This window comes from Microcoleus sp. AR_TQ3_B6, from assembly GCF_036702785.1.
Lineage (GTDB): Bacteria > Cyanobacteriota > Cyanobacteriia > Cyanobacteriales > Microcoleaceae > Microcoleus.
This window is the reverse complement of record NZ_JAUBVJ010000029.1, coordinates 29,465-45,740: the sequence shown is the minus strand read 5'-3', so window position 1 is coordinate 45,740 and position 16,276 is coordinate 29,465. Positions and strand designations below refer to the sequence as shown.

12 protein-coding genes are annotated in these 16,276 nt (G+C 45.9%); 3 read left to right on the top strand and 9 right to left on the bottom strand.

Translation table 11 applies throughout. The features are described from left to right. Window positions 1–242: 242 nt before the first annotated feature. From QUB56_RS16020 to QUB56_RS15980, 9 genes are all read right to left on the bottom strand, one after another. The gene (locus tag QUB56_RS16020) at window positions 243–2,708 is read right to left on the bottom strand and encodes a bifunctional serine/threonine-protein kinase/ABC transporter substrate-binding protein (protein ID WP_332956391.1); all 2,466 of its coding nucleotides are present in this window, start codon (window positions 2,706–2,708) and stop codon (window positions 243–245) included. 298 nt (window positions 2,709–3,006) lie between these two features. Continuing rightward, window positions 3,007–3,768, bottom strand: coding sequence for a ZIP family zinc transporter (locus tag QUB56_RS16015; RefSeq protein WP_332956389.1), 762 nt, complete (start codon window positions 3,766–3,768; stop codon window positions 3,007–3,009). Window positions 3,769–4,330: 562 nt separating this feature from the next. Then, complete coding sequence (locus QUB56_RS16010) at window positions 4,331–4,492, bottom strand: hypothetical protein (protein ID WP_332956386.1); 162 nt, start codon at window positions 4,490–4,492, stop codon at window positions 4,331–4,333. A 13-nt stretch (window positions 4,493–4,505) separates the two neighbouring features. Continuing rightward, on the bottom strand, window positions 4,506–5,744 hold the full coding sequence (locus QUB56_RS16005; RefSeq protein WP_332956384.1) for a HetZ-related protein: 1,239 nt from the start codon (window positions 5,742–5,744) through the stop codon (window positions 4,506–4,508). Window positions 5,745–6,599: 855 nt separating this feature from the next. Beyond that, entirely contained in the window at window positions 6,600–7,055 is a 456-nt protein-coding gene (gene dtd, locus QUB56_RS16000) for a D-aminoacyl-tRNA deacylase (RefSeq protein WP_332956382.1), read from the bottom strand. 169 nt (window positions 7,056–7,224) lie between these two features. Continuing rightward, the gene (locus tag QUB56_RS15995; protein ID WP_332956380.1) at window positions 7,225–8,364 is read right to left on the bottom strand and encodes a GTP-binding protein; all 1,140 of its coding nucleotides are present in this window, start codon (window positions 8,362–8,364) and stop codon (window positions 7,225–7,227) included. 125 nt (window positions 8,365–8,489) lie between these two features. Then, entirely contained in the window at window positions 8,490–9,653 is a 1,164-nt protein-coding gene (locus tag QUB56_RS15990; RefSeq protein WP_332956378.1) for a glycosyltransferase, read from the bottom strand. Window positions 9,654–10,031: 378 nt separating this feature from the next. Then, a complete protein-coding gene (locus tag QUB56_RS15985) occupies window positions 10,032–10,175 on the bottom strand; it encodes a hypothetical protein (RefSeq protein ID WP_332956377.1) in 144 nt (47 codons plus the stop codon). Window positions 10,176–10,723: 548 nt separating this feature from the next. After that, window positions 10,724–11,125 carry a fasciclin domain-containing protein gene (locus tag QUB56_RS15980; RefSeq protein WP_332956437.1) on the bottom strand — a complete coding sequence of 134 codons (402 nt, stop codon included), beginning with the start codon at window positions 11,123–11,125 and terminating at the stop codon, window positions 10,724–10,726. Window positions 11,126–11,697: 572 nt separating this feature from the next. Here QUB56_RS15980 and QUB56_RS15975 point away from each other — a divergent pair. The 3 genes from QUB56_RS15975 (at window position 11,698) to glf (ending at window position 16,248) form a co-directional block, all read left to right on the top strand. Next, on the top strand, window positions 11,698–12,732 hold the full coding sequence (locus QUB56_RS15975) for an aldo/keto reductase (protein ID WP_332956376.1): 1,035 nt from the start codon (window positions 11,698–11,700) through the stop codon (window positions 12,730–12,732). An 850-nt stretch (window positions 12,733–13,582) separates the two neighbouring features. Next, window positions 13,583–14,884 (top strand): glycosyltransferase family 1 protein, encoded by a 1,302-nt coding sequence (locus QUB56_RS15970; RefSeq protein WP_332956375.1) that lies wholly within the window; start codon window positions 13,583–13,585, stop codon window positions 14,882–14,884. 119 nt (window positions 14,885–15,003) lie between these two features. Next, window positions 15,004–16,248, top strand: a complete 1,245-nt coding sequence (gene glf, locus QUB56_RS15965) for a UDP-galactopyranose mutase (protein ID WP_332956373.1) — start codon at window positions 15,004–15,006, stop codon at window positions 16,246–16,248. Window positions 16,249–16,276 lie beyond the last annotated feature (28 nt).

Here is a 16,276-nt window from a genome sequence, read left to right as displayed (position 1 = left end):
TTTTAATATATCTAATAAATGAATATGTTGCACCTGTCGCCCTAGTCGGCTGTAGGGTTTAAAGCTCTGGCCGACTACTGCCTTCGGCACAAGATATCAATTCACTCGCACATTTTGCACAATTTTATATTGAGGATTTTATCATCTGGTGGGGACTGGTTTATGAGATGATTAATTTTATGCAATTATACTTCGTAAAACCAGCCCCTACAGGTTTGTGGAGGATGCCACAAGATATCAATTCACTCGCATTTTAAACCTGCGGCTGCGGCTGTGGTAAATTCGATCGGCACAAAGGTGAAACCAAACTGTTCTTTAGAACACGGTACAATATGCACCAATCGTTTAGGAGGGTTTAGCCGATTTCGCGTATTCGGGTCAAACTCAATTATACCCGTGGCTCCTGCGGCTTTAAAGTTGGGATCGGCTAAGGTTTTTTGCATTCCTTCGCGGCTGGGTTTTTGCTGCATTTCTAGGGCTTTAATCAGGGTCCGGGCGGCATCGTAGGTTAAAGCCGCTCGAGTATTTACCGGGCCTCCCCACAATTTTTCAACGTTTTGCGGAAATTTTTTGTCAAAACTTATTAACGGATGCCAAAACACGGATATACCCAGTTTTTCAATAGAATTTAGCTGTGTTGCTAGTTTTAACGTACCCGGGTCGTACAGCGTCCAGGGTCCGACCACCCAATTGCGATCGTTGTTAGCTTTAATCATTTCGATCGCATTTTCCAGGGAATTAGTGACTTGACCGTCGGGAATGAGAAGTAAGGCTGTTTTTCCGGCTTTCTCATCAACTTCTTTGATTGCTGCTTCGGCGTTAAAATTATTGTTAGATAAGTCGTCATAATTACTGCTTTTATAAGTCGTTCCTCCTAGGGCTTCAAATTGCTTTTTAAATTCTTCCCACAAAGAAAGGCTGAACGGACTGTTGGGATTGTAAAATACTGCGGCTTTTTTCTCACCGGCAAAGATCAGTTGATTTACTAAAGATTCAGCTTCTATCCTAGTTGTCGGAGCCGTCCGAAAGAAATATTTTCGAGGTTTTCGCGTCAGTTCTTCTGTTGTGCTTCCCGAAGAAATGGCGACCAGTTTATTGTCATTGTAAATATCTACTGTTTTCACAGTCATGTCACTAGTATAGTGTCCGATGACTGCTAGAATATCGGGTCTCTCGACCAGGTAATGGGCCCTTTTAACTGCGTAGTCTTTGATATTTCTGTCATCAGCAATGATGACTTTGAGACCTTTTCCGTTAATAGCTTTTGGTTCGAGAAAGCCTTGACCGGGAAAATCTTTATTGTTCTCATTTACACCCGGAAGACCTAAATTAACTTCGGTTTGAGCTTGAGCAATGCCGCGCAGCAGTTCTTCGGCTAAATTTGCATTGAGGATGCTGCCGTCCTGATTTCTGCGGATGGGAACAACAATTGCGATCGTGTAATATTCTGCATTTATTGCCTTCAGCAGAGCATTGTTCATGTAAATTAAAGCTTCTGGATCTTTGCGCTCTTCTTTCCAGGACTGTTTGAGCAATTTTAAAGCTGCGGGATAATTTGAGTCGGCAAACTCATTGATTCCCCTTTGTTTTAACGAAACGTCGGAGGGTTGCACTAGGAGTTTTTCGCCAGAACTTACACCATCTGGGGAGGGTGGAGGCAGGCTTGGGGACGGTGTAGGCAGGGTTGGGGAGGGTGTAGGCAGGGTTGGTTCGCGGGAAATTATGGAGATTAGCGGGAAAATTATGGGGATTAAAAGTCCCATCGCCAATCCAGCGCCCAGTCCCGCAACTCCAAACAGCAACCAACGAAACTTCCCTACAGGCGGTAACGGTGGTGGTGGTGGCGGTGGCAATTGAAGCGAATCCAAGTCTTGCAAAACTTCATCCACAGATTGGTAGCGGTCTTGAAAGTGGTAACGCACCATTGTGGTTAAAATATTTTTGAGGTTGTCGCTAACTTGTACAGCAGGGCGATTGGGCGTCGAGTAATCCCAGATAATATCGCAAGTTGCGGGGTCTGGTGGCAGATTGGTGGGATGCTGGCCGGTGAGAGCTTGGATGGCGATGATTCCGAGAGCATAAATGTCGTTGTAGAGTTGCGGGACGGACCGCGGATTGTATTGTTCGGCAGGCATATAACCGCTGGTGCCGATCGCCTGCGATGTTAATATTTCACCTGTCGAGTTAGATGTGAAAGTGCTGATTTCTCTGACCGCTCCAAAATCTATTAAAACAATTTGTCGGTCTGTTTGGCGCCGAATTAAGTTAGAAGGTGTAATATCGCGATGAATAACATTTGCTTGATGAATAGAGTTTAAAATTTCTAAGATTTCCCGTAAAAAGGCGATCGCCTGTGCTTCCGTCCACCGTTGCCCCGGAGGGAGTTCTTGACTTAGGGGAGTTCCTTCCATGAATTCTTGAACTAAGTAAAAATTGCCATTTTCCTCAAAGTGATTGAACAGTTCAGGAATGCGCGAGTTATTTCTTAGAGTCTGCAAAGCCCTAGCTTCCCTTTGAAATCGCCTCCTGGCTCTTTCCAATACCTGGGGATTTTCGGATTGAGGAAAAGGAATTTCCTTGATTACGCACGGGGGATTTTCGGGGTTTTGTATATCTTGAGCGGTGTAGGTTCTAGCGAATCCTCCCTGTCCTAATCGAGCAATGATTCTGTAGCGTCCGGCCAGTATCTCTCCGGGATTGAGACACATAAATTTTCTAGTTCCTTGTGGAGGTGCGATCGTTGATGTTGATTATAAGCTTTTTTGTTGCCTGATACAGCTTGGCAACCTATCAAATTCCTCTGTGTCTCTATCAAAAACCCTATAGCAATCCTCGCATCATTTGCATAATTATTGTAGGGGCAATCCCCCCGTGGTTGCCCGATAGATAGGGAGTAGGCAAAGAAAGGCACTACCCCTACAAATTTATCTGAATCATTTAGGATTGCTATATAACTCTCAGCAATTGGCAATTATACATTAGTCATGACCGATCGTTAATTCCCAATTATCTTTCTGCTAACTTGCTGAGTACAAAAGCAGCTAAAAAGCCGCAGACAGTAATTAGTCCAGCAAAATCGTGAGTTTCATCGAATGCTTCGGGAATCATAGTATCTGAGATCATTGCTAAAATAGCCCCTGCCGCTACGGCGGTAGTTGCGGCTATTACTTCCGCAGAAAAGCGGCTGAAAACCGTATATCCTAACAATGCGGAGATACCGGAAATAACTGCGATCGCACCCCAAACTCCAAAAATGTAACCGATCGATCTCCCTGCTTTTTTCATGCCGGCGGCGCTGGAGAGTCCTTCAGGAATATTGGAGAGGAAAATTGCCGCTACTGTCACCCAACTGACAGCGCCTCCAGAAATCATGCTGACGCCAACGACGATCGACTCGGGTATCCCGTCTAACAGCGCGCCGAGGGCGATGGCTAATCCGCCATCGCCTGACTCTGTTTTAGCTGGGTGCAAAGCGCCCGATCGCTTGCGGTGTTTTGCTCCCATTTGACTCAAAAACCAATTGGCGGCTGTGTAGATGGCAGCGCCAGCCAAAAAGCCGATCGCCGTAGAGTCGAAACCGCCGCGCTTGTAAGCTTCATCCATCAGCTCAAAGGATAGCGCTGAAATCAGCACACCGGCACCAAAAGCCATAATTGTCGCGATCGCGCGCTGGGGAATGCTGACAAAGTAACCCACCGCCGCTCCCAGTAGCAAGGCTGAACCCCCTACTAAACCCCAAAATCCTGCTTGCAACCACACTGGAAACATCAGCCGCACCTCAGAGGAAAATTTTTTTATGCCCCCTCGAAAATTATATAGTTTTCATTACGGATCGACAGCAGATACAGCATTTATCAACCAAGCGAGGGACTGCCTCGGAAGCACGCAATTTCCAACAATAATTCCGGTTGCACCGGAATTATTGTTGAGAGTTGACTGTTGAGAGTTGACTGATGACTGTGTTGACTGATGACCAAGAATTTATTGATGGTACCCGCCACGTGATTTATCCGTGGAATCAATCCCAAATCGAAAATCGAAAATCCTCAAGCCCCCGCATTTATTCGTGGGGTCAATCTAAAATCTAAAATCTAAAATCTAAAATCGATTGACTGTGTTGTTTGACTTCCAGGCTCTACCTGATAACGCAGAGAAAGGAGGCTGTGCCTCCAATTTTCCTCTGCAATTGAGGCTCTTGCTCGCTTATATCGCATAGCGAGGCTCGACCTCGGAACCAGTGCAATCTAAAATCTAAAATCTAAAATCTAAAATCGATTGACTAATGACTAATAGAAACAAATTCCCAGGCTTTACCCGGGAACGAAAGATATTAAAAAAAGTAATGTTGTTTTAATAAATTGAGTTTGCCAAAAAGCGGCGATAAATTAGTAGCAGCGCTTGTTGATTTGAGAGGGGAGGACGGGGCGGGCAGTCCTGTGGAGATGCCGCACCCGATCGCATTTTTCAGTCTCAAGAAAACAGTTGCATTCATATTTGAGCACCAATTAAGCTTGGGTGCTGTTGCGAGTCTGGCTTGCCAGCTCCAACAGTTGCGCCCAGCGTTTTTGGACTTGTTTGGGAGTGCATTGGATTGCAGCGCCGATCGCCTTGTCGCTTTCTTGATTCCGCTTCATTTCTAACAGTTGCTGCATTTGGGGCGACAGTTGAGCGCGAAATTCTTCCCATTGGTCCGAAGTCATTCCCAGCTTTTGATCGACATCAGCACCCAGCCATTCGTGCACGAGTTTCCAATTTTGAGTGCGGGCAAATTTTTCGACGTGGTACTTAAACCGCTGTTGCAAGTAGTCGCGCTGGCGGGAAGACAAACCGAGAACTCGATCGATTTCCGAAGCCGAAAGGTCTTGCAATTTTAAAGTTAGGTAGTCCACGCATTCGGGCTGATTTTGGGCTTCCAGATAGGCGATCAATTCCGAGACTACTCGATCGCGCAGCACAGCATCAGCCGGATCGACAGTTTCCGATACCATTTGCTCGCGCACTTGTTGCAGCGCCGGAGAGCGGCTGTACATTTCCGCCTCTTCTCCCTTGCCCGACTCTACAGCCATTTCAATGTCGATCGCAGTTTCCGGAGGTTGGCCCTTGGCAAATCCTTGAGCGCGCAACACGATCAGGCGCTGGCGGTTGCGGCCGGGCAAACCGATTTGGCGCTTGGCGTAGTGTTCGGTAAAAGCCATGTACTCAGCCAATTCTAGCTGCGTGCGGGGCTGGTAGGTAGCATCGAGTTGGTGTTCGCGGCGGAAAGCTCGCAAAGATTCGATGTAAAAGCCTTGCAAAAAGTCTTCAATCATGTTGTAGCGAGCTTGGAAGTTCAAGTTCGATCGGAAAGAAGCAACATGGCGGTAAACCATCGCCGCGAGGTGAGAATGGAGTTCGACGCGGCCTTGTTTGGAACCGAGGCGGTAGTATTGCAAGGTTTTTTGCAACCGGTGCTCTGCCAAAGTGATTTGCCAAGCTTCAACTTCGCCGGAAATTTGGATGCGATCGCTTTTTTGGCAAATCCGTTCGACTTCCTTAGCAATCCGCATCGCCACTGCTTGAGCGCTGCGGCTGGCAGTTTTCATTTCGGCTTGCAATTCTTTGAGGGCGAAGTTAGCCAAAGCGAGGATATCGATGCTGGAAACAGTATTGATATCGGCGGTTTGTTCGCCTACGGCAGTCGGAATGCAGTTGAGATCGGAAGCGGTGTTGCAGTTGACGGTGTTGGTGGCAGCTTTGACAGTCATGGCGTTTATCGGGTGGTAGTGCACAGCGGGTGTGCGAGGACATTTGTTAGAGAGTGAGGCGGCAGTAGCTGGCGGTTTCGCTTGCTGTGCTGATTCAACTCTCTATACATTGAATGTTACGGAAGAAGAGATAACCGCAGTTATGCCAGTGTTCCACTCTCTCATGCAACAGTTTTTGCCTGCTGAATCTGATTCTTTGCGCTGGCTGTGGGAGATTGGTTGTATGCCTATTAAACCGTGACTGTACAAGCATTCTGAGCTGTTTGTCGCCTGGGGCGATCGTCACAAGGATTCAGGGGGCTGCCAGCCCCCTGAATGGACAATTTATTAAGTGGCTGTGTGAGCGTTGGAGATTCTGGAATGGAGATTTGGCAGGGTGTAGCTAGCTGCAATCTCTTTAAAACCTACGCTACAGCATTTAGGAAACCCGGTTAATCTGCAAATTTGCTTTTGTGGAATAAGGAAGAAGGAAACAGGAAGCAGGAAGCAGGAAGCAGGAAGAAAAGTCCTGGACGCACTCAGACTCCTCGAAACCGGGTTTTTGGAGCCCGTGTGCCGGCTCTAAGGAAGTATTCTTGTAAAAACACCCGGTTTCTGACCACCCGTGGCATCCAACTAAAGAAACCGGGTTTTTGGAGCCCGTGTGCCGTCTAAAAAAGTATTCTTGTAAAAAAACCCGGTTTCTGACAAGCGAATTTCAAAGGTGGTACCCGCCACGTGATTTATCCGTGGAATCAATCCCTTTTCGAAAATCGAAAATCCTCAAGAAAGAGCATTTATTCGTGGGGTCAATCTAAAATCTAAAATCTAAAATCTAAAATCGATTGACCGCCCGTGCGTCCAGGACTAAATCATTCAAGCCGATTCTCTCTCTAGTACCAAAGTCACCGGCCCGTCATTATCTATAGAGACTTGCATCATCGCTCCAAACACGCCTGTTTCAACTTTTAAGCCGCTCTGGCGCAACTTTTCGACAAATTTATCATAAAAAATTTCAGCTCTTTCAGGAGCCGCTGCTCTGTCAAAGGAAGGTCGCCGACCTTTGCGGCAGTCCCCGTAGAGGGTAAACTGACTCACAACCAGCAACTCGCCGCCGATGTCTTGTACGGAGTTGTTCCAGCGGCCGTTATCTCCTGCCGAGTCGGGAAACAAACGCAATTCTAGGCATTTGCGAGCCATCCAGTCGAGTTCTGCTTCGGTGTCGGTGTCTGCAATACCTACAAGCAAGTTAAGTCCGCAGCCAATTTTGCCGACAATTTGACCGTCAATTTCAACTTGAGATGATTTGACTCGCTGAATAATTGCTCGCATTGAAAATCGGTAATTGGTAATAGGTAATTACTCGTTACCAGGCTAAGGCCTGGTAACGCAGATTCTGATGATCTGACTCCTATATTTTTGAGGATCACAGAGGCAGAGCCTCGCTTACATAGGTTCCCAGGCCTTAGCCTGGGAACCAGTAGAAAAGAATATTTTACTGTTAGTTTTTCGCAAAACCTTTACCGCGACTGGTTGAAGGCATACAAAGACAGTTTTCGAGTTGCGATCGCAAATTCTCGGTATCCAAACCCTGACCGATGAGAACAAGCTGGTTCTTCCGCTCACCTTTCCACTGGTCATCGTCCATCGTAAATCGCTTGCCGCTCAAGTGAAAAATATGCCGTTTCGGGCTTTCTTCAAACCACATAATCCCTTTCGCGCGAAACACGTTTGTTGGCAGTTGGTGGTCTAAGAAATATTGAAATTTCCTCAGAGAAAACGGCTTGTCGCTTTGGAAAGAAATTGAGGTAAATCCGTCATTTTCTAAATGGTCGGAGTGGTGGTGATGGCTGTGGTCGTGATGGTCGTGGTGGTCGTGGTGGTCGTGGTGGTCGTGGTGGTCGTGATGGTCGTGGTGGTCGTGGTGGTCGTGGTGGTCGTGATGGTCGTGGTCGTGACTGCTAGGAGTTTTTTCAGATTGGAAATATTTGTCCGATTCAAACAATCCGACGCTGAGGACAAGGGGTAGGGGAACTTGCGATTTTACTGTTCGCAGAATTCGAGCACCTTCTTTGACATCGCGAATCTTAACTTCCAACAAATCTAAATCTGCTTCCTCAACCAAATCTGTTTTGTTGAGGATAATTATATCGGCGTAAGCTATTTGACTGTAAGCTGCTTGAGAGTTGAACAAATCTAAGCTGTAGTTGGCTGCGTCTACTACTGTAACTATCGAATCGAGACGAGTCAGGTCGCGCAGTTCTGTGCCTAAAAAAGTCATCGCTACTGGCAGCGGGTCGGCGAGTCCGGTTGTTTCGACTACCAGATAATCAAGATTTTCTTGACGTTCTAAAACTTTGTAAACTGCATTAACTAAATCTTCATTAATAGTGCAGCAGATGCAGCCGTTGTTCAGCTCAACCATGTTGTCGTCGGTGGTGACAATCAGTTCGTTGTCAATGCCGATTTCGCCAAATTCATTGACCAAAACTGCTGTTTTCAAACCCTGCTGGTTGGTCAGGATGTGGTTGAGCAGGGTTGTTTTGCCGCTGCCGAGAAATCCTGTAATGATTGTAACGGGCAATCCGTGTTTGGGAGCGTCCATCGCCGGTTCTGTCTCGGACTGAGTTGTAGATTGCATAGCTTGGATGTCAAATAAGGTCTGAAGCTTAAAGTTGTTGTTCTTATTGTATCTTATATTAATTCCGAACAGCGCCTTACCCGCGCTAATTATCGGAAGCTGCCAACTATTCGATCGCACCCTGTTTAATTGGGCGAGCGAATAGTTGGCACAAGTACCTCTAGGAGTTGGTCTGTAACGTGTTTCCAGGTAAACCCAGTCGCTACAAATTTGGGGCCTGCTTCGCGAGAGCGATCGCACAACTCCGGCTGTTCTATAATATTTTTCATTAAGGCAATCGAATGTTCTAAATCTGGCATCAGGCGAAATATCTGCCGATCGTTAGAAGTACCTTCTTGAAACGTACTTTCGACGTGCCAAGCAAAATCTGGAGTTGTAAAATCATCCGTCGGGCCGCCTTTAGTGCAGATGACCGGCAACCCACAAGCAATTGCTTCTAGTGCTGGCAAATTGAAACCTTCTGCTAAATAAAGAGATACGTAGGCATCGGCGGCTTGATAAAGTTGAGCCATTTTTGCAAAAGGCAGTGTTTCTCCTATGTAAGCCATGCGCGGCAAAACTTTTTCTGCTTCCTCAAAGGTTAGTTCGTCTATGTTTTGAGCGATCAGAGAATCCGATTCATATATTGATTCTTCTCCTTTCAATACTAATCTGGCTTCGGGATAACTTTCAGCTACAACGGAGAAAGCTTTTAACAATAAATCGATGCCTTTATTGGGAGAGCCTGCACCGACATTCAAAAATACAAATCCGTCCCATCCTAGCTGTTTCCGCAAAGCTTCGCGTTCCGATTTTGTTAAAGGTTTATAAATATTCTGATCGGTGCCGCAGGGTATGACAATTGTGCGATCGGGATTCGCACCGCTGCGGATAAATCCGGTTTTCGACCAATGGGAAGGCGTAATAATAATTATATCCGAGTTGCTGTGACCTTCGCGGAGGGAAGCTGCGCCCGTTATTCTAAAGTTTTCGTTGTGCAGAATTCCCCATTCTGTTGTGGCAAACAAGCACGTCCGTTTTGTATTTGAGGGTGCAAAATTGTAAGGTACTGAGATCCGTAACGTAGCGTCTGCTTTTAGAGACGCCCAAGGGTGAGGAATATTTTTTATTGCTGCTTCAGCAGTTGCGTCTAACAAACCCGTTACTGGCTGCCAATTTTCGTCTAGATAGGGGATATCTTTGTGGAAAATTTCTAAGTGAGGATATTTCAGCATTTCTAGTAGCTGAAATTGATTGGCGATCGCGTAGGAGTGCGGCAAAAAGCGCCAGCCTTCAACAATTATACGCATTTATTTGTTAGTTGTTATTTGTTATTTTTTGTTTGTTACTACCGCTCGCCCCTCACCCATTACCCCTTACCAATGCCCGATTATCCCTTACCCGTTACCATTAATAGAAAGAGTTATTGGGTTACAAAATTATTGAGTTAAAAATTGATTGGTCAATTTTATAGCTCGTGTTTTCGGGTAATATGACATCTAGCAACTGGTCTGCAAGCGTGTTTCCCAAAAAAGTTTTTAGCTACCAAACCGGGTCGGCAAGTCTAGCTTGGGCTGTAAGTGCAGGTTGTGCGATAACTGTCTGCATCAATTGAGTAAAATTTTCCCCTTTGCCAGCTAAAATAAAGAGTTTTTATTTGGCTATTTCTACAGCCATAAATTTACTTTCTACTTACTTTCTACGGGCAATGCAAAGTCTGGGTGAGTGAAATCGTCTGTAATGCCGTCGGCTGTGGGGAATCTGGTTATTTCGACTACTAGATAGTCGAGATTTGCTTGGCGTTCTAAAAGTTTGTAAACTGCATTAACCAATGCCGAGAAATCCTGTAATTATTGTAACGGGCAATCCGTGTTTGGGAGCGTCCCTCGCCGGTTCTGTATCGGACTGATTTGTTGTAGATTGCATAGCTTGACTGTCAAATAATGTCGATCGCACTTTCGTTGTGGTTTTTATTGTATCTTAATTAGGACAAAGCCTCGTAAACCGAGTTTCTCGGATAAATGTTGGGTTTGGTTGCCTGGTATCTACGCATCAACCGGGAATCAGCCCCAGAGTGCAAAATAAGTGGGGTCCTAATTATCGGCAATTGCTAACGCACTCGATCGCACTTTTTTATTTTTTTGATAACTTTTTTGTTCCGAGTACCTGTCGCAGTTAGCCTGCAACCTGACCGGGCCGGTAAATCCAGCAGCGACAATTTGGGGGCCGACTCAAGCTGAGGGCGATCGCCCAATGGACGCTGCTTTATCATAGTTTTAATTATCGAGCCGCGTGAAATATTTAAACCTCAACTAAAACAGGGCGGTGGCTACTTATAGCCACCGCCCTCAAGATAGTATTGAGCTATCTAAGTCTGTGCTTACGCAGGAAGCAAGACTGAATCAATAACGTGGATGACGCCATTATCAGCAGCAACATCGGCTGCTGTAACGGTAGAATCATTGATTTTTACGCCATTGGAAGCATCAATTTTCACTTCTGAACCTTCAACTGTCTTGGCAGATGTCAGCTTTACCACATCAGCAGCCATAACTTTGCCGGAAACGACATGATAAGTCAGGATTTTTGTCAGCTTAGGAATATCATTAAGCAGTGCTTCTACAGTACCTGCGGGAAGCTTAGCAAAAGCTTCGTCAGTAGGCGCGAAAACTGTGAAGGGGCCAGCGCCTTTGAGAGTATCTACTAAACCAGCCGCTTGCACGGCAGCAACTAGGGTAGTAAAAGAGCCAGCCGAAACGGCGGTATCAACGATGTCAGCCAAGTGAGTCACCTAGTTTTTGTAATCTATAAATCACCATAACGCTAAAAAGCTAATTTAGCTACATAAATTTTTTCTCGGGTTCTGTCTGGTTTGGTGATATTCAAGATAGCAATTTTTTTTTATTTAACTCATTTCAGAAAATACCTATCTAAAGGTAGATAAAATTATTTGGAGTTTACTGTATTTTTATTTATCCATGTAATCCTAAATACATTGCTAAGAGGCTCGCCCCTGCGCGGTGTTGAAAGTAAATGCAGGGGCGATCGCCCCTCGCCCTTGCCCGTGCTACGACATTTTGATTGACAAGCAAATTTCAAAGGTGGTACCCGCCACGTGATTTATCCGTGGAATCAATCGCAAATCGATTTTCAAAAATCCTCAAGCCCCCGAATTTATCCGTGGGGTCAATCTAAAATCTAAAATCTCAAATCTAAAATCGATTGACTTGGCAAAACATTCAACATCCAGCACAGTGCTAAGGCGCCGTAAAGGCCCGCAGCCCCGACTGATGGCAACAGTTTCAAAAATGCCGATCTACACTGTTAACAACCATTAGCTAGCGCAAGGGTGACATGAGATATAAACTACTAGGTCACAGCGGACTTCGCGTTTCCGAAATCTGCCTCGGAACCATGACTTTTGGGGAAGAGTGGGGTTGGGGGAGCTCCTTCGACGAAAGCCGTAAAATGTTCGACGCCTTTGCAGAAGCGGGCGGCAATTTCATTGATACCGCAAATCTCTACACCAACGGTACAAGCGAAAAATATGTCGGCGAGTTCATCGCAGCCGATCGCGAAAAATGGGTAGTTGCCACTAAGTATAGCCTCAACATGAAAAACGGCGAAATCAATGGTTTCGGCAACCACCGCAAAAATATGGTGCAAGCAGTAGAAGCAAGTTTGAAGCGGCTGCAAGTCGAATACATAGATTTGCTGTGGCTGCACGCTTGGGATTTTACGACACCGGTTGAAGAAGTGATGCGCGCTTTTGACGATTTGGTGCGCGCCGGCAAAATTCTTTATATCGGCATTTCCGATACGCCGGCTTGGATTATTTCTCAAGCAAATACGATCGCCCACCTGCGCGGTTGGACACCATTTATCGGGTTGCAAATCGAGTATTCTTTAAAAGAGCGAACTCCCGAACGAGACTTGATCCCTATGGCAAAAGCCTTTGATATTGGCATCACAGCTTGGAGCCCCCTAGCAGGCGGTTTGCTGACAGGAAAATACAACACTTCAGAAACTGCCAGCGAAGCTAAACGGCTTAATTCACCTGAATCGGGAACAATTAACGAACGAGACCTCAAAATTGCTGACGAAGTTAGGAAAATAGCAGCCGAAATTGGCAAACCTGCTTCTCAAGTAGCCCTAAATTGGCTGATCCAACAGCCACTCAAAGTTATTCCGATTGTGGGTTCGCGCCGACTCTCGCAGCTTCAGGAAAATCTCGCTTGTTTGGAGTTTCAATTAACCCCGGAACAAATGCAGCAATTAGACAAAGTAAGTGCAATTGAATTGGGCTTTCCCCACGATTTCTTAAAGAGTTCGACGGTGCAAGATTTTGCCTTTGGAGGGGGACTAGCAAAAATTGACCGCAGACTTTAAAATTGCTACTATTTTCTAGTCGGGGCGGGTTTACGTGGATATTTGGCGATCGATCGCAGATATCGGCCCACCCGCCCTTAAAGAGATGATTGAGATTGGTGATCTCGGCGGCAGTTTAACCTCACCCCCAGATCCCTAATGTCATTACCTTGGTTTCTGGCCACCGACTCGCGTAAAATTGTAGGTTTATCGTCGCCGTTCCCCGCTTTCTTTCAGATTTGGGAGAAAGGTGCAAGATGCAAGTTTAACCTACTCTATAAACTGTAAACTGTAAATTGTTAATCTATCGGAAGTCAGAAATATCTCTTTATTTCTGTATAGTAGGATACATTTTTTAAAATTAGCGATCGCAGAAGTGTAAAAAACAACGTTTGTCAAATCAAAAAGGAACATAAACCCGTGCGAGCGAAGCTATCCAGAAGGGAATCGCAAATTTTCTATCCTCTCCAAATAAAGCAATAAAACTCGCTCTTTTTTCAGCCCGTACCTGCCTGTTAAGAGTCATTTTACAAGGTAGATCGGCACTTTAACCGCTTTTGAACCAGCGTGTAAGCTAAACGCCTCCTGAGAGAGAAGTCATCCTTCAGATAGAAGTAATGGCCGAAAAACTGGGTTACAGTTAACAGCAATAGCAAGTCAAACAATATTAACTTATCTCCAAGTTTCAATTTAGAAAAAAGCAGATAAGCCTGTTTTTTCCGCAACTAAACAGTTTCTTTGTTTGGTTCACTGAATGCGGCGCTTGCTCGTCAATAAAATTTCTCAGATTGAGGCTTGCAACTTTCAGTAAGACACTGCTGAGAATATATCCTATTGACAAATTTTCATTGACAAATTCCAGAGGCTAATTATGTCCCCCCCTGACAACTCAGTAAACAATAATTATAGCAATAAAGGTCGAGCATGGGAGATACGATTTACCTCTATAGATCCAGCCAAATCGCCCTCTCAATTCTCTACCTCGCCCGCATTGCGCGCCAACTTATCAAAAGCTGATGCTTTAGATGCACCTGATTTAGTTTGCCTGTCTCATTTGCGGTGGAATTTTGTCTATCAGCGTCCGCAACATCTCTTGAGTCGCTGTGCCAAAAATCGTCGCGTATTCTTTGTAGAAGAACCTATTTTGAGCGCGGCTACAGATTGGTGGCTTGATGTCACCATCCACGAAAGCGGAGTGTGGGTAATAGTACCGCACCTCAGCGAAGGAACCAGCGAAGCAACAGCACAAACTGCTCAGCAAGCCATGCTAGATGATTTGTTTCGAGCGGCAGACATTAACCAGTACATACTCTGGTATTACACACCAATGGCTGTCAGTTTCACAAACCACTTACAGCCACTAGCTGTAGTCTACGACTGCATGGATGAACTGTCAGCATTCAAAGGCGCACACCCCGATTTAAAAGCCAATGAAAATCAACTATTAAAGCGTGCCAGCGTAGTATTTACAGGCGGACACAGCCTTTACGAAGCTAAACAGTACCAGCACGAGAACATTCACCCCTTCCCCAGCAGCATCGAAAAAGAACACTTTGCGACAGCCAGGAATCTTTCAGAAGAACCGGCGGATCAAAAAGACATTCCTCACCCGCGTTTGGGATTTTATGGCGTCATAGACGAACGCATGGATATCGAACTGCTGGCGGGCATTGCCGAAGCAAGGCCGGACTGGCATTTGGTCATCATTGGCCCGGTGGTAAAAATCGATCCGGAAACTCTGCCAACTCACCCAAATATCCACTATCTCGGCGGCAAATCTTATCAAGAGCTGCCAGGGTATCTTGCCGGGTGGGATATAGCGATGCTGCCTTTTGCAATTAACGAATCGACTAAGTTTATTAGTCCGACGAAAACTCCAGAATACCTCGCTGCTGGCAAACCAGTGATTTCTACTCCTATCCGCGACGTGGTGCGGCCCTACGGAGAAAACGGCTTGGTTCGGATTGCTAGCAATGCTGAAGAATTCGTTGCTTGTGCCGAAGAAATCTTCAGCGAAAGTTCGGACGTTCGCGCCAAGTGGCTCAGCGAAGTAGACGCCTTTTTAGCAGACAATTCTTGGGACAATACCTTGGGAGAAATGCTGGCGTTGATCGAAAGTGCGATCGACGACAAAAGGCAGAACGCAACAGGCAGGATGAAAGTTTTAAGCTAGGAAGGTTGAGGTTTAAGTTAAAGAGTTACCAATTTACACATTCAAAACTTAACACTCAACAATTCTTGCTTGTTGATTACAAATTACCACTTACCTTACTACAAATCAGAGGTTTTTTAATGTTTGACTATTTAATTGTCGGCGCAGGATTTGCAGGTAGCGTCATTGCCGAAAGACTAGCAAATGAAGCCGGAAAAACAGTCCTAATAATAGATACCCGCAACCACATCGGTGGGAACGCATACGATCACTACGACAACCACGGCATCCTCGTACACAAATACGGTCCCCACATTTTCCACACGAATTCGCGCCCTGTTTTCGAGTATCTTTCCCGCTTCACCGAGTGGCGGCCCTACGAACACCGGGTCCTCGCCAGCGTTGACGGTCAACTGCTGCCAATTCCCATCAATCTCAACACCGTCAACCAACTTTACGGACTGAATCTCACCTCATTTGAAGTAGAAGATTTCTTCGCGAAAGTAGCAGAACCAAAGGATTATATTCGCACTTCCGAAGATGTCGTTGTCAGCAAAGTCGGTCGCGAACTTTACGAGAAATTCTTCCGCAACTACACCCGCAAACAGTGGGGAATGGATCCGTCGGAACTCGACAACTCAGTGATTGCGCGCGTACCCACTCGCACTAACCGGGACGATCGCTATTTCACCGATACCTATCAAGCAATGCCCCTGCACGGCTACACTCGGATGTTTGAAAAGATGCTTTCTCACCCAAACATCAAGGTGATGCTGAATACCGACTACCGGGAGATTGAGGGCTTTATCCCTTACGGAGAAATGATTTACACCGGGCCGGTCGATTCCTATTTCGATTACTGCTACGGCAAACTTCCTTACCGTTCCTTGGAATTCAAGCACGAAACGCTGAACGTACCTGTACACCAAGCAGCACCGGTGGTAAATTACCCCAACGAGCATTTATATACTCGCTGCACGGAGTTTAAATACCTCACCGGACAAGAGCATCAAAAAACTAGCATTGTCTACGAATATCCTCAAGCTGAGGGAGACCCTTACTATCCGGTTCCGCGTCCAGAAAATGCCGAAATTTACAAGAAATATAAGGCTTTGGCTGATGAAACTCCTGGAGTTTCTTTCGTGGGAAGGCTGGCGACTTACAGGTATTACAACATGGATCAAGTGGTCGCTCAAGCTCTGACAACTTACAATCAACTTACTACCAAGCCGGTGATTCAATTGGCGGCGAATGTTAACGATTCTGCCTCTAATCTAAGCTCCTCGAATGGAGCGATCGAGTTCCCAGCCACACCTTCTCTAGAAGTCGCTGCTGTCAACGGCAACGGCAACGGCAACGGCCACGGCCAATCTGCTAGCAAGTAGGTGGAAGCTGTGAATTAGTAAGAGTCCA

Bases quoted from the DNA above. Each gene is read 5' to 3' on its own strand.
- QUB56_RS15990 (WP_332956378.1), bottom strand. From the start codon at position 9,653: ATGCGTATAATTGTTGAAGGCTGGCGCTTTTTGCCGCACTCCTACGCG.
- QUB56_RS16015 (WP_332956389.1), bottom strand. From the start codon at position 3,768: ATGTTTCCAGTGTGGTTGCAAGCAGGATTTTGGGGTTTAGTAGGGGGT.
- QUB56_RS15995 (WP_332956380.1), bottom strand. From the start codon at position 8,364: ATGCAATCTACAACTCAGTCCGAGACAGAACCGGCGATGGACGCTCCC.
- QUB56_RS15975 (WP_332956376.1), top strand. From the start codon at position 11,698: ATGAGATATAAACTACTAGGTCACAGCGGACTTCGCGTTTCCGAAATC.
- dtd (WP_332956382.1), bottom strand. From the start codon at position 7,055: ATGCGAGCAATTATTCAGCGAGTCAAATCATCTCAAGTTGAAATTGAC.
- QUB56_RS16010 (WP_332956386.1), bottom strand. From the start codon at position 4,492: ATGAATGCAACTGTTTTCTTGAGACTGAAAAATGCGATCGGGTGCGGC.
- glf (WP_332956373.1), top strand. From the start codon at position 15,004: ATGTTTGACTATTTAATTGTCGGCGCAGGATTTGCAGGTAGCGTCATT.
- QUB56_RS15970 (WP_332956375.1), top strand. From the start codon at position 13,583: ATGTCCCCCCCTGACAACTCAGTAAACAATAATTATAGCAATAAAGGT.
- QUB56_RS16005 (WP_332956384.1), bottom strand. From the start codon at position 5,744: ATGACTGTCAAAGCTGCCACCAACACCGTCAACTGCAACACCGCTTCC.
- QUB56_RS16020 (WP_332956391.1), bottom strand. From the start codon at position 2,708: ATGTGTCTCAATCCCGGAGAGATACTGGCCGGACGCTACAGAATCATT.